Origin of the sequence: Williamsia muralis (genome assembly GCF_051487485.1) — a bacterium.
Lineage (GTDB): Bacteria > Actinomycetota > Actinomycetes > Mycobacteriales > Mycobacteriaceae > Williamsia > Williamsia muralis_B.
Genome location: NZ_JAHVCV010000008.1, coordinates 25,245 through 46,569, shown reverse-complemented (window position 1 = coordinate 46,569; position 21,325 = coordinate 25,245). Strand labels below are relative to the sequence as shown.

Below are 21,325 nucleotides of genomic sequence, written 5' to 3'. Positions count from 1 at the left end.
AAAAAATGGTTGACGCCGTAAATTCTGTGACCACGGGCCCGATCCGCGGAAGCTCGAAGACCTATCAGCAGATCGATCATCTGCGTGTTCCCGGCCGTCGGGTACACCTGTCGAACGGTGAACACCTCGACCTGTACGACACCTCAGGCCCGTACACCGAGCACAACCCCGAGTTCGATCTGGAGGTCGGCCTGCCCAAGATCCGCGACAACTGGAACCGGCCCGGGCCGGTGGATGGCGCGAGCACCCAACTTGCTTGGGCAAGAGCCGGTTTGATCACCGACGAGATGCGCTTCATCGCCGCCCGTGAGCAGATGGACCCGGAGTTCGTGCGGTCCGAGGTGGCGATCGGCCGAGCCGTCATCCCGGCCAACCATCGCCACCCGGAGTGCGAGCCGATGATCATCGGCAAGGCATTCACCGTCAAGGTCAACGCGAACATCGGCAACTCGGCGGTCAGCTCGTCGATCGCCGAAGAGGTGGAGAAGATGGTCTGGGCCACCCGTTGGGGTGCCGACACCATCATGGACCTGTCCACCGGCAAGGACATCCATGCCACCCGCGAGTGGATCATGCGCAACTCGCCGGTTCCGGTGGGCACCGTGCCGATCTACCAGGCGCTCGAGAAGGTGAACGGCGATCCGGTCAAGTTGACGTGGGAAGCCTACCGCGACACCGTGATCGAGCAGGCCGAGCAGGGCGTGGACTACATGACAGTTCACGCAGGCGTGTTGCTGCGGTACGTGCCGCTCGCCGCGAACCGGGTCACCGGCATCGTGTCGCGCGGCGGGTCCATCATGGCTGCCTGGTGTCTGGCCCATCATGAGGAGTCGTTCCTCTACACCCACTTCGAAGAGCTGTGCGAGATCTTCGCCCGCTACGACATCACGTTCTCCCTGGGAGACGGTCTGCGACCGGGCTCGATCGCCGACGCCAACGATGCCGCTCAGTTCGCCGAACTGCGCACGCTGGGTGAACTCACCAAGATCGCGAAATCACATGGCGTGCAGGTGATGATCGAGGGTCCCGGACACATCCCCATGCACAAGATCGTCGAGAACGTCCGCCTCGAGGAAGAGTTGTGCGAGGAGGCGCCGTTCTACACGCTGGGCCCACTCGCCACCGACATCGCCCCGGCATACGACCACATCACGTCGGCGATCGGCGCGGCGATGATCGCGCAGGCAGGTACCGCGATGCTCTGCTACGTGACCCCGAAAGAGCATCTGGGACTTCCCAATCGCGACGATGTGAAGGTCGGTGTGATCACCTACAAGATCGCCGCGCACGCAGCCGATCTGGCAAAGGCTCACCCGCGCGCGCAGGAACGAGACGACGCTCTGTCTCGGGCACGATTCGAGTTCCGCTGGAACGACCAGTTCAACCTCGCCCTCGACCCCGACACTGCCGTCGAATACCACGACGAGACGATGCCCGCCGAGCCTGCCAAGACGGCCCACTTCTGTTCGATGTGCGGCCCGAAGTTCTGCTCGATGCGGATCTCCGCGGATGTCCGCGCATACGCCGAAGAGCACAACCTGGTGACCCAGGACGACATCGACCGCAAGCTGGCAGCGGACATGGCGGCCAAATCGGCCGAGTTCATGGATAAAGGTGCGGCCGTGTACCTGCCGCTCACCGAGGCCGGCTCGGCACCCGCAACCGGTGTGGGTCCCGTACTTTCGACACCATGACCGACGCCGTGCAGCTCCTACCCCGGGTACCGCTGGGGCAGACACCCGTTCGAGTGATGACCATCGCCGGCACCGACTCCGGTGGTGGCGCAGGCATCAACGCCGACCTGCGGACGATGGCCCTGTGCGGAGTCCATGCCACGGTGGCCGTCGCCGCTGTGACGGTTCAGAATTCGCTGGGCGTCAGCGGTTTCCATCCGATTCCGCCAACTGTCGTGGCCGACCAGATGCGGTCGGTGATCACCGACATCGGGATAGGGGCGGCCAAGACCGGCATGCTCGCTTCGGGCGAGATCATCGATGCGGTGGTGGGCGCGGCCGATGAGCTGGATCTGGGCCACGGACGGGCCATCCCCCTGGTGGTCGACCCGGTCTGCGCGTCCATGCACGGTGACCAGCTCCTGGCCGATGAGGCGATGGATTCGCTTCGCGGCAAACTGATCCCGATCGCCACGCTGATCACGCCCAATCTGGACGAGGTGCGGCTCATCACCGGAATCGACGTCACCGACCGGGTCTCCCAGGAGAAGGCCGCCCGCGCGCTACATTCGCTGGGTACCCAGTGGGCCCTGGTCAAAGGCGGTCATCTGCGGGCGGACCCGAACAGTCCGGATCTGCTCTTCGACGGCACGGACTTCATCGAACTCACCGCTCCGAGAATCGACACCGGCCACGACCACGGGGCCGGAGACACGTTGGCGGCGGCCATCACCTGCGCACTGGCGCACGGCTATTCGGTACCCGATGCCGTCCGTTTCGCGAAGTCATGGGTGACCAAGTCGCTGTCCGTGGCCTACCCCTTGGGGGCAGGCCACGGACCGGTCAACCCGCTCTGGCGGCTCGAAGTTTAACGAGACCTCGGCGTCGTCTGGTCAGGCGTCGCGGCGGTCGGTCACGTAGATCGCCGCACCGAAGACCAATGCGGTGATCACGATGAAGTAGAACAGCGACCCGTATTCGTTCCAGTACCAATCGAATCCGAGTTCCCGGCCATCGATGAAGTGGTTGGCGTTCAGGAACGGCATGAGGGGTCCGGCAACGTCCTGGACCTTCGGGATCGCCGACAGCACGTTCTCGAGCACCAGGCTCCAGACCAGTAGGACAACGATCGCACCGGCCGTCTGGCGGATCAGTGCACCGATACCCAAACCGATCAGGACCGCCAGGAATGCGTACAGCGGAACGCCCCAATACAGCCGGATGGCGTGGGAACCGAGCAGGTCGACGTCGGAACCCGACATCGCCTTGCCGATCGGAACCGAGATCAGGGTGAGCACAAACGTGACTGCCGCAGCCAGCCCGCCGTATACGGCCGCCTTCGCCAGCAGGACGTTGTAACGCTGCGGAACCGCCTGGAACGACGTCCGGATGGTGCCGAAACGGAACTCACTGGTGACCGCCAGCACGGCCATGATCATGAGGACCGTGACACCGAATCCGGTGGTACCGACAACGAAGTCGGAAACGTTGACCTCGCTGTCCGAGGTGTTGTCGGCATTGGTGGCCCACCCCAGGAGGATTGCCAGTCCCAGTCCGAGAACGATGACGATGCCGACACACCAGTACGGCGACTTGGTGGTGACGAGTTTGATGCGCTCTGCCGCTACGGCGTTGGTGAGCATCAGGCTTTACCCCCGAATTGATTCTGACCCGATTCGTCCCAACCTGATTGCGTCTGACCCGGTTGGGCGTAACCCGGTTGGCCCGCAGGCGGTTGCCCACCTGGTTGCGGACCCCACCCCGGCGGCGGTGGGGCGAATTGACCTTGCTGAGCGGGATAGGAGGCCACCGACTGTTGTTGTCCAGGAAAGGCCATCGCGTCGTTGCCGTGATACTCGACAGCGCCCGCGGTCATCGACATGAACACTTCTTCGAGTGAAGCCGTCTTGCCCGAGAGCTCGTGCAGGCCGATGCCGTTGGCCGCAGCGATGTCGCCGACCTGGTCGGTGGTGACGTTCTCCAGGCGCAACGACGGGCCTGCCCCGTCATCGGCCACCGGCACCGAACGGAGTCCGGCCGCGGCGAGCGCGGACTGCAGTTCGCCGAGCTTGGGACTGCGCACACGGACGGTCACCTGCGCGCTGCTGGTGAAGTCCTTGACCGACGCATCGGCGATCAGCTGACCGCGGCCGATCACCACCAGATGCTCTGCGGTGAGCGACATCTCGGTGAGCAGGTGACTCGACACCAACACGGTGCGACCCTGGTCGGCCAGAGCCCGCATGAACTTTCGGATCCAGACGATACCTTCGGGATCGAGGCCGTTGACCGGCTCGTCGAAGAGCAGGACACCCGGGTCGCCGAGCAGTGCACCCGCCAACCCGAGACGCTGTGACATACCGAGCGAGAAGCCTCCGGCTTTCTTGCCCGCCACCTCGGTGAGTCCGACATCGGCCAGCACCTGGTCGACGCGGTGGTTCGGGATCCCGTTGGACGCCGCCATCCAGCGCAGGTGGCTACGGGCGGTGCGGTTCGGATGTACCCACTTGGCGTCGAGCAGGGCGCCCACCTGCGTCAGCGGCCTCTTGAGCTCGCGGTACGGCAACCCGTTGATGGTCGCGGTACCCGACGTGGGACGGTCCAGTCCCAGGATCATCCGCATGGTGGTGGATTTGCCTGCACCGTTGGGACCCAGAAAACCGGTCACCACACCTGGTTTCACGTCAAACGTGAGGTTGCTGACCACCTGGTTCTTGCCATAGACCTTCGTCAGGCCCTGAACTCTGATCATGGCCCTCAGTGTGCCAGAGCAGCACCGCCGCCCACCTCATCCTTGTGACTGATCTTCACCGGTGGTCTCAGCTGTCGAGCTGCGGCGACGACGCCTGGGCCCAGAACCGCTTGGGGATCCGGCCGGCACCGCGGGCCAGCCTGCCCGCGGTCACCGCCGAACGCATCGCGGCAGCCATCCGGGCCGGGTCGGCGGCCCTGGTCACCGCAGAAGCCAGCAAGACCGCGTCACAGCCGAGCTCCATGGCCAGGGCCGCGTCACTCGCGGTGCCGATGCCCGCATCCAGGATCACCGGCACGCCCACAGTCGCGACGATCATCTCGATGTTGTGTGGGTTGCTGATGCCCAGCCCTGTTCCGATCGGTGAGCCCAGAGGCATCACGGCGGCGGCTCCGGCGTCTTCGAGTCGTCGCGCGAGGATCGGGTCGTCGTTGGTGTACGGCAACACCACGAACCCGTCCTGGACCAGACGATCGACCGCTTCGATCAACTCGGGCCCGTCCGGGAGAAGAGTTCGCTCGTCGCCGACCACCTCGACCTTGACCCAGTTCGTGTCGAGTGCCTCCCGGGCCAGCTGGGCCGTGAGCACGGCCTCGGCGGCGGTCCGGCAGCCGGCGGTGTTGGGCAACACCTCGATCTGCAAGCGGCGCAACAGGTCCAGCACTCCGGTGCGTCCGCCGGCATCGACCCTGCGCATGGCCACCGTCGTCATCTCGGTGCCGGAGGCGACCAGGGCGTCTTCGAGAACCGCCAGGTTTGCGGCGCCACCGGTGCCCGTGATGAGTCGGGACGTGAACTCGCGGCCCGCAATCACCAGGGAGTCGTCGGCAGCGGTACCCACCTGAGTCGATTCGTCAGGTGCCGTGAGCTGTTCAGCCACCCTGCACCGCCGTGAGGATCTCGATCCGCTCACACGGCCCCAGCTCTTGCGCCCAACGGGACTGCGGATGCACCACGCCGTCGACGGCAACAGCGACCCCGGTACGGGGGAGGTCGAGTTGGTCGAGCAACGTCAGCACCGTCGCCCCATCGGGTAGCCGAACGTCGTCGCCGTTGACGTTTACATCGGTTGCCATGCGAATCTCCCTGGTTCTGTAGCCGGCTGGTCGATCTCCTTGCCGGAGAGGATGTCTGTCACCAGATCTGCGGTGAGCGGGCACATCAGGATTCCGTTGCGGCCGTGACCCGTCGCCACGATCGTCCGCTCGTCGAGTCGGCCGATGAGTGGCATTCCGTCGGGTGTGGCGGGGCGCAGTCCCGCCTCGGCGCTGAGCAGGTGGTACTCGCGCAATGACGGCATGAGCTCGATGGCGTCGGTGAGCAGGTCCGCCACCCCACCGGCCACGGGACGCCGGTCGAACCCGCTGTCGTACTGGGTGGCCCCGACGACAACACCGTCGGGCCGAGGCACCACGTACACCGCCCGTCCGTTGACCCGGCCGCGCACAACGTGTTTCGGCGGCGGCAGTGCGCCGGGCGTGGATCCGAGTCGCAGGACTTCGCCCTTGGACGGATAGACCGGAAGCCCGGTCCAGAGCGCGGCCGACCCGACACCTGCGGTGAGCAGCACCTGGTCGGCGGAGACCTCCGCGAGGTCGTGCACTGTTGTGGTCTCGACCCGTACTCCCGACGCCTCCGCGCGGTCGGCCAGCACGGCCAGCAGGCGGCGATTGTCCACCGCCATCTCTCGCCGGGCCAGGTAACCACTGCGCACCCGCCCCGACACCGCCGGTTCGAGTGCGCGGATCTCCCTGCCGGTCAACGGTTCTATCGGATGACCGCGTCGGGTCAGCCATTCGGCGACCATGGCCAACTCGCCGACGTCCGCGCTGTCGACACCCACCATCAGGCTCGAGGAGGCAGCGACCACCTGATCGTCGCCCAGCCTGTCGACGAACTCGGGCCAGCGCGACATCGCTTGCTCGGCAAACGCGAGGTAGACGTCGTCACCGGTGCGGCTCTCCCCCGCAATGCCCAACATCCCGGCCGCCACCCGAGATGCCGCGGCGGAAACGAGTCCCCCGCCGGGCTGCGACTCGAGGTGGCCCGGATCGTAAACGGTTACCTGCCAGCCTGATTCGGCGGCACGGACCGCACATGCCAAACCGATGACGGCGCCACCGACGATTGCGAGAGAGTTCATCCCACCTTCTTCCTTCGCCGGCATTACCCGGATCAGGTGTAACGGTCATGGGCAGGTTCGCGACCCAGATCTCAGCCCGACGCATCCCTCGGGCACCCGTGTGTGTACTGACCGACAGACTACTCCGTCAGTTCGGCCAGGAGGTCGGGCCATGGTTCCGGCAGAAGGTAGATTCGGCGATCGTGAATGCCCGCGATCGCCTGACCACCGCCCAGCTCTACCTCTGCACCGACGCCCGGCGTGAACGCGGCGATCTCGTCGAGTTCGCGAACGCCGCGCTGGCCGGCGGCGTGGACGTCATCCAGTTGCGTGACAAGGGATCGGCTGGTGAACGCGAGTTCGGGCCACTCGAAGCCGCGCAAGAACTCGATCTCCTCGGTGCGCTCGCCGAGCTGACCGCACGCCACGGCGCGCTGCTGGCCGTGAACGATCGAGCGGACATCGCCGCGTTGAGCGGCGCCGATGTACTGCACTTGGGGCAGGACGACCTGCCGGTGGATCTGGCCCGGCGCATCGTGGGCGACGACGTGGTGATCGGCCGTTCGACACACGATGTCCAGCAGGCGACGGCCGCCGCCGAGCAGCCTGGGGTCGACTACTTCTGCACCGGACCCTGCTGGCCCACCCCGACCAAACCCGGCCGATTCGCACCGGGTCTCGGCCTCGTGCGTGCCACCGCCGAACTGGCATCGCCTCGGCCCTGGTTCGCCATCGGCGGCATCGACGAACAGCGACTCGCGGAGGTACTCGACGCCGGAGCCGAGCGCATCGTGGTGGTGCGCGCGATCACCGCATCGGACGATCCCTGTAACGCAGCCCGCCGTTTGAAGGACAAACTGGTTGCAAGGACAAAATCCTGAGGACTATGGTTGGCGAATCATGAAGCGCATTCTCGTAGTTCACCGCAGCGGGGTATGATCCGACCGGCCCCCCGTTGCGGGCCGTGAGCGCTACCTGCTGGTCATCCTTTTCTCCGGAAGACCATTTCGATGAACACTCTCACCACACCAGATACACCGATCTCCCCACGTTCGAAGGCCACCGCGCCCGATCCTTTTGCCTCCCGCTACGGCAGATCACTGCCATCGCCGCTACGGGCCGAGGCCGCCGGCATGACGTGGACGGCCTTCGCCGACACCTACGCGCCCACGACCGGACCGATTCGGCTCGGCAACTGGACCGCCTCGGCCGCCCCACAAGACCTCCTGCACTGTAGGGCGACCATCGCCACCGGCGACGTCATCCGATCGCTCTCGGCGACCGCGACCGGACCGATCAGCGCGCTCACCGACATGCTGTACCGCTTGGGCGCCGGCGTCGAGATCGTCAGCCTCCACCAATACGACTTCGCCGGCGGCGTGGCCACCTTCCTGTTGTGTGAGCGCGACGACCGGCGCACCTGGGCGATGGGGAACGGCCGCACCGGCCAGGAATCGGCACTGAGTGCTCTGATCGCGGCGGCCAACCGGCTCTACTGAGCTGCAGGCACCGGCTGATCGGCGTCGGCCGGCGCAGGTCAGTACTGCGCGGCCACGTCGATGATCCACGTGACACCGAAACGATCGGTGAGCATGCCGAACGCCGGCGCCCACGGGGCGGGGCCGAACTCTTCGACGATGTCGGCGCCGTCGGCGAGCCCGTCCCACAGGGCGCGGACCTCATCGACGCTCTCGCCCCGCACCGATACGAAGAAGGGCGAGTTCGTGAGTGTCATCCCGTTCTCGCGCCTGGTGACCGGCGTGGGCGCAGCCGCGCGTGACGGCTCGGCCGCTGCGGGCGCGTCGTAAGCCATCACACCGAATCCGGACTTCGCCGCAATCTGTCCGAACACAACCCGATCGGCGCCGGGGGCATCTTTCGGCATACCGAAGTCGCCGTACGTCGCAACGGTCATCTCGCCCCCGAAGATCGATCGGTAGAACTCGAGGGCCGCCCGGGCTTCGCCGTCGAAGTTGAGGTGGGTGACTGCGTTGTAGGTCATATCTGCTCCTTTGAGGCACGGAGCCGGTTTTCCGGCCCGATACCCACTGTGCGCACCTAATAGGTCAGTATTTGTCCGCTTATCCCGCAGAATTGACATCATGCCGCTGACCCCCGCCACGAGTACCTCGCGCCGACTGCTGTCGCTGCTGTCACTGCTGCAGGCGCCACGCGATTGGCCGGGGTGGCTCCTGGCCGACCGCCTCGACATCAGCGAGCGCACGCTGCGTCGCGATGTGGACCGGCTGCGTGAGCTCGGCTACGAGATCCGCGCAACCAAGGGACGCGACGGCGGCTATCGGCTCGATGCCGGCGCGATTGTTCCCCCGATGCTGTTCGACGACGATCAGGTCGTCGCGATTGCGATCGCGCTGCAGGCCGCACCCAACACCGGCGCGGACATCGGGGAATCCGCGGCTCGGGCACTGACCACCGTGCGGCAGGTTCTGCCGAGCCGACTGCGGCCACGAGTCGACGCGGTCGAACTCACGCCCCTCGCGGGAAACAATCAGCCGACGGCCGAGACCGACGTGCTGCTCGCCATCGGCGATGCGATCCGACGCGGCGAAGAACTCCGTTTCGACTACCGCCGTGTCGACGACACGGACACCGATCGTGAGGACGCCGGCCTGTTCCCTCCGCCCCGCCGGGTGCAGCCACACCACCTCGTGTCACGGCTGGGCCGGTGGTACGTGGTGGGCTGGGATCCCGACAACGATGACTGGCGGGTCTTCCGGGCCGACCGGATGTCTCCGAGGACACCGACAGGACCCCGGTTCGTTCGTCGCGACATCCCCGGGGGTGACGTGGGCACGTTCCTCGAAAGCCGGTTCAAGGGTTCGACCGACAACACCGATCGCTGGCCGTGCATCGGCGATGTGATCCTTCATGCCGACGCCACGGACGTACATCCATTCGCCCGCGACGGGGTTGTCGAGTCACTCGGAGCCTCGCGGTGCCGACTGCGGTCGGGGTCGTGGTCATGGGCTGCGCTGGCGGCCGCACTGTGCCGATTCGACGTCGACGTCGAGGTGGTGGGGCCACCCGAACTCCGAGTCGCCTTCGCCGACTTGGCGCGACGGGCATCGCTCGCTGCGCAGTGACCCGCCGCGGTCAGGTGTCGGACTGGGAGAACGCGCTGAGCTTGCTGCGCAGCTCGGGCCAGCTCACGGCGAATGCGGGATGGAGTGCCAGGTCGTCGACCTCGTCGGCGCTGACCCACCGCAGCTCCACCGACTCGCGGTTGGCGGTGGTGGCCAGTGGGGCGGCCACCTCGGCGATCACCGTGGTGTACGTCCAGCCGCTCGGCGCCCGGTGCGTCACCAGTTCGTCACGCACCGTGAGCTCGGCGTCGGCGATCCCTGCTTCTTCGTCGGCCTCACGGACGGCCGTGTCCACCGCGCTCTCGTGTGAATCGCGGGCTCCGCCAGGCAGTGCCCACGTGCCCCCCTGGTGACTCCACACAGCGCGATGCTGCAGCAGAACGAGGACCGCACTGGTCTCGCTCGGGGTGTACAGCAACAGGCCCGCAGCGCCGTGCCGTCCCCAATATCGCGATCCGTCCGCGTCGAAAACCCAACCGTCGCCGTCGCCCCGCACGCGACACCTCCTCGCCCAGCCGACCTACCTCGGTGCAACGCTACTTGCCCCGGCGGGGTGACACAGGGCCGCACTGTCGCAACGGGCTCGGTGATTCGCAGTAATGTCGGTTTCACATCCACTCATCTGCGATCAGGACCTGGCCCTGCGAGGCGGGCCTGGAGGAAGAAGGGATCGCGTGACCGGCGGCAACGCAAGTTCTTTGCGTACCCGGCTCATGCATGCGGAGAAGCCGTACAGCGGCCGCTTCCGACGGCCGCTGTTCGATCGGCCCGCACCCCTGACCCGGCGCGAAGTACTGAGTCTCACCCGTGAGCGCACCCAGAATCCGCTCACCAACATGCGCGAGCTGGCCTGGACCAGCCCCGGCAAACTGATGATCATCTCGCTGGTGCTGCTGATCTCGTCTGTGGTCGTCGGGTGGTATTCGTCCGACACGCTCGACGACCGCACCACCACGCTCGAGAACATGATCGTTCAGACCGAGCCGCTCGCCGAGGCGTCGCAGGTGCTCTACAGCTCGTTGTCCATCGCGGACGCCGCCGCCAATTCGGCGTTCATCTCCGGCGGCCTCGAACCGCCCGAACTCCGCGAGCGTTACAACGATGCGATCGCCACCGCGGCGCACGCCCTCATCCAGTCGGTCAGCGGCGCGGCGATGGACAACACCGAGATCCGGCAGGATCTCACCACACTCTCCGCCCAGATCCCCGTGTACACCGGTCTGATCGAGTCGGCCCGGATCAACAACCGACTCGGCAATCCGGTGGGCTCGGCGTATCTCGGCGAGGCGTCGAACATGATGCAGGAGATGATCCTGCCCGCTGCCGAGCGGCTGTACGCCGAGCGCGCCGACGCCATCGGCGATTCGAGGACCAACTTCACCAGCCCGCCGTGGGGCGTCTACACGGCTCTGATGTTGCTGTTGGCGGCGATGATTGCCGCGCACCTGTACGTCGCCAGGCGCAGTCGCCGACGCTTCAACATCGGATTGCTGGTGGGCATCGGGTGCGTACTGATCGGCTTGCTGTGGTTGCTCGTCGGCGGCTTGCTGTCAGTCAACGCCACCGCCAACGCCGAGAACCGCGGCGCAGTTCCGCTCCGCGAGCTGACCCAGGCCCGCATCCTGACCCAGCAGGCGCGGTCCGATGAAACCCTCTCGCTCGTCCGGCGAGGCGATCAGCAGGAGCTCGAGTCGGGGTACGCCACAGCGGTGGCGCAGATCGACACCGTGCTGACCGACTACCGCGAGGACGATCGCAAGGACGTCGCCGAGGACTCGGTGGCCGACGCGATCGACGCTCTCGCCCTGTGGCGTGAGGCCCATGCCGCCATCCTCGAACGCACCAACGCCGGCGACTTCAACGGGGCCACCGCCATCGCGGTGGGCGACAACCCCGACGGGTCGGCCGCGGCATACAGCCGCCTCGATACCGCCCTTGTCGACGGCATCACCGACACCCGCAACACGTTTCGCGACGACATCAACACCGCACGGGTGGTCATCGCGTACGCCGGACTCGGGATCATGCTCCTGGGCATCGCGGCCGGCTTTGCCGCCTTCGTCGGGATCTTCCCTAGGATCCGGGAGTACCGATGACCACGCGACAGAGAGTCCGCGGCCTGGTGGCGGCCGGCGCGCTGGTGCTTGCCACAACCATGGTGGCCGGCTGCGTCAATGCCGAAGCCCCCGAGAGTCTTCCGCCCTCGGCGGCGGCGGCCTGGCCACAGCCGGCAGGGGTGAGTCTCGACGTGCCGGTCGAGCCGCCCCCGGCCACCGAGTCGTGTGACGCGACGGCGAGTCTGACGCCGGGGCCCCTACCCGAACCCGGCAAGATGCCACCGGGCACCACCATGGAGACGATCTACAAACGGGGCTGGCTCAAGGTGGGCCTGGACATCGGGTCGAACCTGCTCTCGTTCCGTGACCCGATCAGCGGCACCATCGAGGGCTTCGACGTCGACGTCGCCAAAGAGCTGGCCCGGGCGATCTTCGGTGACCCCGAGAGGATCGAGTTCCGCATCCTCAACTCCGACGACCGGATGAACGCACTGAAAGACAGTACGGTCGATGTTGTGGTCAAGACGATGAGCATTACCTGCCAGAGAATGCGGGACATCGCGTTCTCCACCGTGTATTACGAAGCGTCACAACGCATCCTGACCATGCGCAGCTCTTACATCAACGGTGTCGCCGACCTGGCCGGCAAACGCGTGTGCGCGGCCCGCGGCACCACGTCCATCGCACGGATCCAGCAGCGGGTACCCGACGCCATCGTCGACACCGTCTCCACCTGGGCCGATTGTCTGGTGATGGTGCAGCAGGGCCAGGTGGATGCGGTCTCCACCGACGACGCGATCCTGGCGGGCATGGCGGCGCAAGATCCGTACGTGCACGTCGTCGGGCAGAGCCTCGGCGAGGAGCCCTACGGCATCGGCCTCAACAAGAACGACGAAGACCTCGTCCGCTTCACCAATGGCGTCCTGCAGAAGATGCGTGAAGACGGCACCTGGTTCGACATCTACGACCGCTGGCTGTCGATCCTGGGGCCGAAATACTATCCACCACAACCGTCGTACCGGGACTAGAGGTGATTCGTGAACAGCGATGAACCCGCCGATGGCGACACCGAGGTCGGGACGCAGGCGGTGTCGATAGAGGACCTCGACATCGGAACGCAAGCCGTTCCGATGGAGATGGCCTTCACCGAACAGACCGAACGAACCCCGCACGATGACCGGCCCGGCCGGCCGACCAACCCGGTGATGTCCGCTCAGACGCCCATGGTCCCCACCAGCCGCAGCTCGCGCAGCCGCCGAAGGATGGGCGGCGGTCTGGTCGATGTTCCACGCGTGTACGACATCGAGCCAGCCGATGCGGTCATGGATCACGCGGTGGTGGCCGAGGGCAAGCGCAACTGCTGGAAGTGTGGACGGCCCGTCGGCCGCCAGTCGGGGCCGGGAGCCGGACCACTCACCGGAGTCTGCAGCTACTGCGGGGCACGTTATTCGTTTGTACCCGGCCTGGCCAAGGGCACGATGGTCGCCGACCAGTACGAGATCTCCGGCGCGATCGCCTACGGCGGCCTGGGCTGGATCTACCTCGCCATCGACCGCAATGTGTCAGATCGCCCCGTGGTGCTCAAGGGCCTGCTGAACTCGAAAGACGCTCAGGCACAAGCGGTTGCACTGGCCGAGCGGCAGTTCCTCGCGTCGGTGTCACACCCGGGCATTGTCAAAATCTACAACTTCGTCGAGCACGTCGAACCCGCGGGCAACACCTTCGGGTACATCGTGATGGAGTATGTGGGCGGCAGCACGCTCAAGGACATCACGGCCGTGGACGGCGAATGTGGTCCCGGCCGAAAGCTTCTCACTCCTGAACAGGCCATCGCGTACCTTCTCGAGGTCTTGCCGGCGGTGAACTATCTCCACTCGGTGGGGCTGGTGTACAACGACATCAAGCCCGAGAACATCATGGTCGGCAGCGAAGACGTGAAACTGATCGACCTCGGGGCCGTCTCCCCTATCAACGGTTATGGCCATCTCTACGGAACACCTGGTTTCCAGGCCCCGGAGATCGTCAAGACCGGCCCCCAGATAGCCACCGACATCTACAGCCTGGGCCGCACCCTGGCCGTCCTGACTGTCGACATGCCGATGGAGAAGGGCCGCTACCTCGATGGTCTGCCGGATCCCTCCGAGGCGAAGGTGTTCGCCGACAACCCCTCGTTCCATCGGTTGCTGCAGCGCGCAACCCATCCCGACCCCGCCAAGCGGTTCGCTAGCGCCGACGAGATGGCAGGCCAGCTGCTCAACGTGTTGCGGGAGTTGGTCGCGGCGCATTCCGGTGTGCCACGACCAGGTCTGTCGACCGTCTTCAGTCCACAGCGCACCACGTTCGGCACCGAGATGATGCTCGCGCCGGTGGACGGAATTCTCGAGCCCGTCCGTGCGCAGATCAAACTCGACACCACCGATGTTGTCGCCGCCCTACCCGTGCCGCTGGTCGACCAGTCGGATCCGGCTGCCGGACTGCTCAACTCGACTGCTCTGTCCGAACCCACCCAGACGCTCGACTCGATCCGCAGCGCTCGCGAGGGTGGACTGTCGTCGGTGATCGGCACCGACCCCTCCGACGACCACCCGTCCCGCGAGATCGACTTGATCGAAGCACGCGCCTATCTCGAACTCGGCGATGCGCAGACCGCCCTCGATCTGCTCAACCAGGCCACCGAACACCACGGAAAGTCCTGGCGCACAGAGTGGTTCCTGGGACTGTGCGCGTTGCTGATGAACGATGTCGAGGTGGCGCACGCACGGTTCAACGACGTGCTGGCCGCCATGCCCGGCGAAGTGGCACCCAAGCTCGCGGTGGCGGCTACAGCGGAACTGATGAACAACCATGACGTTGCGCTGCAGCACTATCGGACGCTGTGGCAGACCGATCGCGCGATCGTCACCGCGGCTTTCGGCCTTGCTCGCATGCGGTTCGCCGGCGGCGACATCGACGGCGCGGTCAAAGCACTCGACGACGTCCCGCCCACGAGTCGCCACTACAACGCCGCGAGTTGCACGGCAATCCTCACCCTTGTCCACGGCCGAGATCCCGCTGAGGTCACCGAGGAACAGCTACGTGAGGCCGCCCGGCGACTGGATGCGATGTCCGACACCGAGCCTCGCAAACAGCGGTTGGTGATCCTCGTTCTCGGCATCGCGATCGGCTGGATCCATCGCCGACCCGACCAGTCACCCACGGATGCATCGGCACGCGGCGACATCCTGGGCTACCCGTTCAACGACCACGGCTTGCGAGTGGGCTGCGAGCAATCACTGCGGCGACTGGCGCGGGGAACGATGAACCGAACCCAACGCTTCTTGCTGGTGGATCTGGCCAACTTCATCCGGCCGCATACGTTGTTCTGAGGTCGACGTCGGCGCGGAGGTCCCATTCCCTCCGACTCCAGCCACATCCTCCGGTTGCAACCGGAGGAACTCAACACAATCGGAGGGACTGGCCAGACCCGGGTTGGCTCCCGGCAGAACCGGATGCGGCTAACCCTGCAGCGCCGCCACCGACTGCCTCGCAATCGCGAGTTCCTCGTTGGTCGGCACCACAAGAACGGTGACGGCCGAATCGTCCGACGAGATGACCCGAGCCTCACGACTTTTGGCCGCATTGCGCTCGGGGTCGATCTGGATGCCGAAACTCTCCAGACCCGCGAGGCTGTCAGCCCTCAACTTCGGGGCGTTCTCGCCGACCCCGGCTGTGAAGACGATCGCGTCGGTACGGGCCAGAGTCACCATGTAGGCGCCGATGTACTTGCGCAGCCGGTGAACATACACGTTGTAGGCCAGTGTGGCATCGGCGTCACCTGCCTCGACCTTCTCGGTGAGCGTACGGAAGTCGTTCTCCCCGCTGAGACCTTTGAGCCCGGCCTTGCGGTTCAGCATGGTGTCGATCTGGTCGACGTCCATGTCCGCCGCGCGCCGCAGATACATCACCACACCTGGGTCCACATCACCGCTACGTGTGCCCATCACCAAGCCCTCGAGCGGGGTCAGGCCCATCGACGTCTCCACCGGGCGACCCCCCTCGATGGCCGACGCCGACGCGCCGTTACCGAGATGCAGCACAATCTGATTCAGGCTCTCGCGATCAGCACCGAGGAACTCGGCGGTCACGCCCGACACGTACTCGTGGGAGGTGCCGTGGAAGCCGTATCGCCGGATGTGATGCTTCTCCGCCAACTCGCGGTCGATCGCGTACGTGGCGACATGGTCGGGTAGGCCGTGGAAGAACGCGGTGTCGAACACCGCGACAGACGGCACATCGGGCAACAACTCCCGTACCGCTTCGATGCCGACGAGGTTGACCGGATTGTGGAGCGGGGCAAGGTCTTCGAGATCCCTGATCGCAGCCATCACGTCGTCGTCGATCACGGTGGGGCGATAGAACTTCGGTCCGCCGTGGACGACCCGATGGCCCACCGCGACGATACCTTCGGACCCCAGATCATGCCCGGCCTCGGAGAAAAGCTCAATCGCTTTCGCGAGACCGGCCTGATGATCCGCGATCTCGCCGACGAACTCGTTCTCCTCGTCGCCTCGCACGTGCTTGACCCGAGCCTGCGGCTCCCCGATCCGCTCCACCAGGCCCTGCGCGACAATCTCTCCCGAATCTGGCTGCACCAGCTGATATTTCAGCGACGACGAGCCTGCGTTGATCACCAGGACGGTGTTGTCGGAATTGCTCTGGGGTGTCATGTCATTGCTCCGCGTCGTCTGGTTGACCCTGGGCCTGGATGGCGGTGATCGCCACGGTGTTGACGATGTCCGAGACCAGCGCACCGCGCGACAGGTCGTTGATGGGTTTGCGCAGGCCCTGCAAGACGGGACCGACGGCCACCGCATCGGCACTGCGCTGCACGGCTTTGTAGGTATTGTTGCCGGTGTTCAGATCGGGGAAAATCAGCACCGTCGCCTTGCCGGCGACCGGCGAATCGGGCATCTTCGACTTGGCCACAGAGGGATCCACGGCGGCGTCGTACTGAATCGGCCCTTCCACCAACAACTCCGGCGCCCGTTCCCGGACGAGTCCGGCGGCTGTCCGCACCTTGTCCACGTCTGCACCGCTTCCCGATTCGCCGGTGGAGTACGACAACAAAGCCACCCGTGGCTCGATGCCGAACTGAGCCGATGTGGCGGCGGAGGAGATGGCGATGTCGGCCAGCTGCTCGGCGGTGGGATCGGGGACGATGGCGCAATCGCCGTACGCCAGAACATGATCGGCGAGGCACATGAAGAACACGCTGGACACCGTCGACACACCCGGCGCCGTCTTGATGATCTCGAACGCGGGCCGGATCGTGTGCGCGGTGGTGTGCACCGCGCCCGACACCATGCCGTCGGCGTAACCCAGTTGCACCATCAGGGTTCCGAAGTACGAGACGTCCTGCACGGTGCTGCGGGCACGCTGCAGGTCCATTCCCTTGTGCTTACGCAACTCGGTGTAGACCTCGGCGAACTCGTCGAGCAGATCCGAGGACGTCGGGTCGATCACGTCCACACCGGTCAGGTCGACATCGAGTTCGGCGGCCCGATCCCGCACTGCCCGTTCGTCTCCCAGAATGGTGAGGTCGGCAACCTGGCGTCGGAGCAGTCGTCCGGCAGCACGCAGGATGCGGTCGTCGCCGCCCTCGGGGAGCACGATGCGCTTGCGGATCTTGCGTGCCCGCTCGATCAGCTGATACTCGAACATCTGGGGGGTCACGACCTCGGGGATTCGCAACTTCAGCTTCTCGAGCATCGCCACGGAGTCGACGTGCTCCTCCATCAGGTTCAGCGCCACGTCGATCTTGCGGACCGAGTTGATGTTCATCCTCGCGCGCGCATGGGCTGCGGCCCTTGCCGTTTCATATGTTCCCTGTTCACAGCAGATGAGCGGCAGAGGCGACTGCAAGCCCTCCATCAACGCCGCGATCTTCGGGTGGGGTTTGATGCCTCCGTTGAGGATGATCCCGGAGAGCTTGGGGAACCCCTCCGCGGCATTGGCTGCCACCAGCGAAACCAGCACATCGGAGCGGTCGGCCGGCGCGATCACGGCAACGCCTTCGGTGAGCCGTTCCAGGATGTGCTCGATGGTCATCCCGCCGACCATCACATGCATGGCCTCCCGGCTGAGCAGCTCGGGATCGCCGCTGTACAACTCGCCGCCGAGTTCTTCCATCAGTTCCCCGACCGTCGGCGCGATCAGCACCGGGTCTTCCGGCAACGTCCACGTCGGCAGTCCGGTGGCCTCCTGCAAGGCGTCCTTCACCGAGTCCAGGCGATCCGGGTCACAGCGGTTGGCGATCAGCGCGACCGCCTGAGCATGGTTCTGCTCCAGCTCGTGCAGGCACAACTCGGCAAGACCGACGACTTCGGCGTCGCTGCGATCCGCCGCCTTGAGCGCCAACAGCATCGGCGTCTGCAGGTTCGCGGCGATCCGGGCATTGAAGCTGAGTTCGGACGGACTGGCGATGTCGGTGTAATCCGACCCGATCACCAGTACGGAATCGCATCGCTCCTCCACCGCATGGAATCGGGTGACGATCTCCCCGAGCGCTGCTTCCGGGTCGGCATGGACCTGCTCGTAGGTGACCCCGATGCAGTCCTCGTAACTCAGGTCCGTCGAATCGTGTTCGATCAGCAACTCCAGGATGTAGTCGCGCCGGTCGGACTTGGTTCTGGAAATCGGCCGGAACACCCCGACCCGGCCGCCCGAGGCGGCCAGCAGGTGCAGCACCCCCAACGCCACTGTCGACTTGCCGGTGTCGCCTTCAGGTGAGGCCAGGTAGATGCTGCTCGATGACGAAGCGCCCATACCGCCCACCCTAATGTGGGCGCAATGGGCCGGCCGTGCGACCGGCCTCATCAGGCAGATCTGCGGACGGACCGGGTACACGGCGGCCGTTCAGCAGAGCTGCCGTGTCCGCCCCGTGCGGGGCAATCGATGGTCCGGCCCGCGCACGGCCTTTGAGGTTGCCCGCTGCCGAGCTCACCGGATCGTCGAACGCACCACCATGTCCGCGATGTCGTCGTCGGACAGCGCGCTCCGCGGGATGAGCATGTACGAGTAGATGATTCGGATCATCATCTCGGTGGCGCGGCGAGCATCCGGCACCAGCGCCGCCTCGAGTTCCGGTTCGTTCGCGAAATTGCCGACACTGTTCGCCACGATGAGGTCCACGATGGTGACGTCGGAGGTGCGGTCGGGACCACGCGCGACGATCGTCGCAATGATCTCTTCCGGCTCGTTCGTCAGGATGTACTGCAGCGCTTCATGATTGCGGATGTAGTCGAGCACGTTGAGGATGAGGATACGAACCTTGTCCGCCGGCTCGGGTTCGGACGCGGTCCACTCGGCGATCAGGGTGCCGAGCCTCTTCACCTCACGTTCGACGATCGCCTGCACCAATTGGTCGCGGCCACCGAACATCCGGTAAGCGGTCGCCCGGCCCACTCCCGCGTGCCTCGCCACCGACGTCAGGCTCAGTGCGCGAGCACCGAACCGTTCGACGACAGCGATGGCAGCGTCGACCATCCGCTCTCGATCCATGCAAGAAGGTTAAGAGGTGGCAACCGGTTCTGGTACATCGGCCGTCGCTCGGGACCGGCGCCGACTGATCGCGACACCTGTGAGGGCCATCGCGCCACCGACCAGGCCGAGTGGGGTGGGCACCTCACCGAGGAAGAGCCAGGACAGGCCGATGGCAATCGCCGGTACGGCCAGTGTCGTGGCCGCCATCTTGCCCGCGTCGGTGCGGGTCAGCGCATACGCCCATGTCAGGAACGCGATCGCGGTGGGGCCCACACCCAGGAAGATGACCCCCGTGATCGCTCCTGCGGAGGCGTCGGCGAGTTCGTCGATCGCCTGCGGCGCGAACGGCACCGTGGCCAGCAGACCGGCGAGGCAGCCAACCCACGTTGCGGTGATGGCGTCAACGGTGCGCAGCGCCACCTTCTGCATCAAGACGCCGGCCGCGTACAGCACGGCGGTGATGAGTCCCAGGATGATGCCGAGTTTGTCGTTGTGGCTGCCGCCCGAGCCGCCGAGGGCGATGAGCAACACCCCCGCGAAGGCGATGAGGATTCCGATCACCAGTGGTTTCGGAAAGCCTTCTCCCATGAAGAAACCCGCGAACACAGCCACCAGGATGGGCGCGAAATTGACCAGCAGCGCGGCCGTTCCGGCATCGAGGTGTTGCTCGGCCCAGTTCAGCAGCACGGTGTACGCGGCAAACCAGAGCAGGCCGTAACCGATCACCAGTCCCAGCGCCCGGCCGCGAGGAATCGGACGGCGATAACAGAGCGCGATGACTACCAGCACCACGGCGCCGGCAGCGAGGCGGGCGAATGCCATCGCACCAGGCGACAGCGTCTCACCAACAAATCGGATGACCACAAACGACGACGACCACAGCAGCACCGTCACGATCGCGGCCACCACCGCGAGATTGTTCGACAAGACCTTCACAGCGACCACTCTGATTCATCCGACACGTAAGCACAAGCGATTTCTCCTTGAGAACACTTCAGTGCAGCTGTACAGTTCGACCATGCTCGACGCCCACCGCCTCCGCCTGTTCCGCGCCGTGGTCGCCGCCGGGTCCATCAACGGCGCAGCTGCCGCACTGGGCTACACGCCGTCTGCCGTCAGCCAGCATCTGGCCGCCCTCCAGAAGGAGACCGGACTGGTGCTGGTCGAAAAACGTGGCCGCGGAATCGAACCGACCATGGTGGGCCGCACGATCGCCGCGGAGGCCGGCCACGTGCTCGAACGTCTGGCCGACCTGGAATCGCTTGTCGCAGACCTGCGGTCGGGGCGGGTCGGGAGTCTGTCGGTGAGCTACTTCGCCTCCGCCGGGGCTGCCTGGATTCCCCCGGTCATCGCCGCGATCACCAACGAGTTCCCCCGCCTCCGCATCGACCTGCGCCTCATCGAGCTGGTCCACGACAGCTCCGGCGAGCCCGATGTGGAGATCTTCGTGGAGGGCGCCGCATCCACGTCGCTGCGCGGATACGACGTCGAGCCGCTGCTCACCGAGCCCTACGTGGTGGTGCTCCCGGAGAACCACCCGTTGGCGGCACGTGACGAGGTCGAGCTGTCGGCGTTGCGCAACGAGCGCTGGGTGGACAACGACGTATCACGCGGCCCGTGTCGACAGGCGATTCTGGATGCCTGCTCGGTGGCGGGCTTCAGCCCCGGGTTCCACATCGAGACACACGACTACCCGACGGCGATCAGCTTCGTCGCGGCAGGCGTGGGCGTCACGGTGCTGCCCGAGTTGGGCACCGGGAACCTGCCGCCCACGGTGGTGGCGCGGCCGCTGCGGAATCCGACGCCCACACGCACGATCTCGGTGCGTACCCGCGACGCCGTCCGCGACAACCCAGCCGTGCACCGCATCATGGAACTGCTGCGCGAGCGGGTGGCGTTTCCTCAGGCGGCCTGAGGCCCGGCGTCCGCGACGCGCACGATGATGCTGGCCATGCCGTAGATGGCCCACGCCGAGGTGACGATGGATTGTGTGATCACGATCAGGGGAAAGAACTGCACGGTGGAACTCCTCAAGTAAGCGGGTGACGGGCCGGCACATCTGAGTCGGCGGTGACTCACTTCTTGGATGCCTTCGT

General features: G+C 65.7%; 20 protein-coding genes and 1 riboswitch. Of the genes, 9 read left to right on the top strand and 11 right to left on the bottom strand.

All coding sequences use genetic code 11. From position 1 onward, the window contains the following. Positions 1 to 5 precede the first annotated feature (5 nt). A complete protein-coding gene (gene thiC, locus KXR83_RS20670) occupies positions 6 to 1,694 on the top strand; it encodes a phosphomethylpyrimidine synthase ThiC (RefSeq protein ID WP_437426433.1) in 1,689 nt (562 codons plus the stop codon). Continuing rightward, positions 1,691 to 2,545: a bifunctional hydroxymethylpyrimidine kinase/phosphomethylpyrimidine kinase gene (gene thiD / locus KXR83_RS20665; RefSeq protein ID WP_437426432.1), complete on the top strand. Its 855-nt coding sequence runs from the start codon at positions 1,691 to 1,693 to the stop codon at positions 2,543 to 2,545. The genes thiC and thiD overlap by 4 nt, the downstream gene beginning before the upstream one ends. A gap of 21 nt (positions 2,546 to 2,566) precedes the next feature. Here thiD and KXR83_RS20660 read toward each other — a convergent pair whose 3' ends face one another. The 5 genes from KXR83_RS20660 to thiO all read right to left on the bottom strand — a co-directional run bounded on the left by KXR83_RS20660 (position 2,567) and on the right by thiO (position 6,568). Beyond that, positions 2,567 to 3,316, bottom strand: coding sequence for an ABC transporter permease (locus KXR83_RS20660; protein ID WP_437426431.1), 750 nt, complete (start codon positions 3,314 to 3,316; stop codon positions 2,567 to 2,569). Next, positions 3,316 to 4,425 (bottom strand): ABC transporter ATP-binding protein, encoded by a 1,110-nt coding sequence (locus KXR83_RS20655; RefSeq protein WP_437426430.1) that lies wholly within the window; start codon positions 4,423 to 4,425, stop codon positions 3,316 to 3,318. The genes KXR83_RS20660 and KXR83_RS20655 overlap by 1 nt, the downstream gene beginning before the upstream one ends. A 67-nt stretch (positions 4,426 to 4,492) precedes the next feature. Continuing rightward, positions 4,493 to 5,305 (bottom strand): thiazole synthase, encoded by an 813-nt coding sequence (locus KXR83_RS20650; RefSeq protein WP_437426429.1) that lies wholly within the window; start codon positions 5,303 to 5,305, stop codon positions 4,493 to 4,495. After that, positions 5,298 to 5,501, bottom strand: a complete 204-nt coding sequence (thiS, locus tag KXR83_RS20645; RefSeq protein WP_023956287.1) for a sulfur carrier protein ThiS — start codon at positions 5,499 to 5,501, stop codon at positions 5,298 to 5,300. The genes KXR83_RS20650 and thiS overlap by 8 nt, the downstream gene beginning before the upstream one ends. After that, a complete protein-coding gene (gene thiO, locus KXR83_RS20640) occupies positions 5,486 to 6,568 on the bottom strand; it encodes a glycine oxidase ThiO (RefSeq protein ID WP_437426428.1) in 1,083 nt (360 codons plus the stop codon). The genes thiS and thiO overlap by 16 nt, the downstream gene beginning before the upstream one ends. Continuing rightward, positions 6,559 to 6,678, bottom strand: a riboswitch (TPP riboswitch). Its footprint overlaps the gene before it by 10 nt. A gap of 72 nt (positions 6,679 to 6,750) precedes the next feature. On the opposite strand from thiO, the gene thiE reads away from it, so the two are divergent. Together thiE and KXR83_RS20630 are read left to right on the top strand one after the other, a co-directional pair. Continuing rightward, positions 6,751 to 7,428, top strand: coding sequence for a thiamine phosphate synthase (thiE, locus tag KXR83_RS20635; protein ID WP_437426427.1), 678 nt, complete (start codon positions 6,751 to 6,753; stop codon positions 7,426 to 7,428). Between the two features lie 129 nt (positions 7,429 to 7,557). After that, complete coding sequence (locus KXR83_RS20630; RefSeq protein WP_437426426.1) at positions 7,558 to 8,046, top strand: 2-isopropylmalate synthase; 489 nt, start codon at positions 7,558 to 7,560, stop codon at positions 8,044 to 8,046. 38 nt (positions 8,047 to 8,084) lie between these two features. On the opposite strand, the gene KXR83_RS20625 is transcribed toward KXR83_RS20630, so the two are convergent. Continuing rightward, positions 8,085 to 8,549, bottom strand: coding sequence for a VOC family protein (locus tag KXR83_RS20625; RefSeq protein WP_437426425.1), 465 nt, complete (start codon positions 8,547 to 8,549; stop codon positions 8,085 to 8,087). 100 nt (positions 8,550 to 8,649) lie between these two features. Here KXR83_RS20625 and KXR83_RS20620 point away from each other — a divergent pair, with 100 nt between their 5' ends. Beyond that, positions 8,650 to 9,651, top strand: a complete 1,002-nt coding sequence (locus tag KXR83_RS20620) for a helix-turn-helix transcriptional regulator (RefSeq protein ID WP_437426424.1) — start codon at positions 8,650 to 8,652, stop codon at positions 9,649 to 9,651. A 10-nt stretch (positions 9,652 to 9,661) separates the two neighbouring features. Here the strand turns inward: KXR83_RS20620 and KXR83_RS20615 are convergent, their stop codons facing one another. Beyond that, complete coding sequence (locus KXR83_RS20615) at positions 9,662 to 10,147, bottom strand: NUDIX hydrolase (protein WP_437426423.1); 486 nt, start codon at positions 10,145 to 10,147, stop codon at positions 9,662 to 9,664. Between the two features lie 217 nt (positions 10,148 to 10,364). On the opposite strand from KXR83_RS20615, the gene KXR83_RS20610 reads away from it, so the two are divergent. Genes KXR83_RS20610 through KXR83_RS20600 form a run of 3 tightly spaced genes read left to right on the top strand, consistent with a single transcriptional unit; the run spans position 10,365 to position 15,073 of the window. Further along, positions 10,365 to 11,747, top strand: coding sequence for a hypothetical protein (locus KXR83_RS20610; protein WP_437426604.1), 1,383 nt, complete (start codon positions 10,365 to 10,367; stop codon positions 11,745 to 11,747). Beyond that, on the top strand, positions 11,744 to 12,736 hold the full coding sequence (locus tag KXR83_RS20605) for a glutamate ABC transporter substrate-binding protein (protein WP_437426422.1): 993 nt from the start codon (positions 11,744 to 11,746) through the stop codon (positions 12,734 to 12,736). The genes KXR83_RS20610 and KXR83_RS20605 overlap by 4 nt, the downstream gene beginning before the upstream one ends. Positions 12,737 to 12,745: 9 nt before the next feature. Beyond that, positions 12,746 to 15,073, top strand: coding sequence for a tetratricopeptide repeat protein (locus KXR83_RS20600; protein ID WP_437426421.1), 2,328 nt, complete (start codon positions 12,746 to 12,748; stop codon positions 15,071 to 15,073). A gap of 129 nt (positions 15,074 to 15,202) precedes the next feature. On the opposite strand, the gene KXR83_RS20595 is transcribed toward KXR83_RS20600, so the two are convergent. The 4 genes from KXR83_RS20595 to KXR83_RS20580 form a co-directional block, all read right to left on the bottom strand. Continuing rightward, positions 15,203 to 16,414 carry an acetate kinase gene (locus tag KXR83_RS20595; protein WP_437426420.1) on the bottom strand — a complete coding sequence of 404 codons (1,212 nt, stop codon included), beginning with the start codon at positions 16,412 to 16,414 and terminating at the stop codon, positions 15,203 to 15,205. A gap of 1 nt (position 16,415) precedes the next feature. Then, a complete protein-coding gene (pta, locus tag KXR83_RS20590; RefSeq protein ID WP_437426419.1) occupies positions 16,416 to 18,512 on the bottom strand; it encodes a phosphate acetyltransferase in 2,097 nt (698 codons plus the stop codon). Between the two features lie 174 nt (positions 18,513 to 18,686). Next, entirely contained in the window at positions 18,687 to 19,247 is a 561-nt protein-coding gene (locus KXR83_RS20585; RefSeq protein WP_437426418.1) for a TetR/AcrR family transcriptional regulator, read from the bottom strand. A 9-nt stretch (positions 19,248 to 19,256) separates the two neighbouring features. Then, a complete protein-coding gene (locus KXR83_RS20580; RefSeq protein ID WP_437426417.1) occupies positions 19,257 to 20,174 on the bottom strand; it encodes a DMT family transporter in 918 nt (305 codons plus the stop codon). Positions 20,175 to 20,247: 73 nt separating this feature from the next. On the opposite strand from KXR83_RS20580, the gene KXR83_RS20575 reads away from it, so the two are divergent. Next, positions 20,248 to 21,144: a LysR family transcriptional regulator gene (locus KXR83_RS20575; protein WP_437426416.1), complete on the top strand. Its 897-nt coding sequence runs from the start codon at positions 20,248 to 20,250 to the stop codon at positions 21,142 to 21,144. Positions 21,145 to 21,325: the final 181 nt, after the last annotated feature.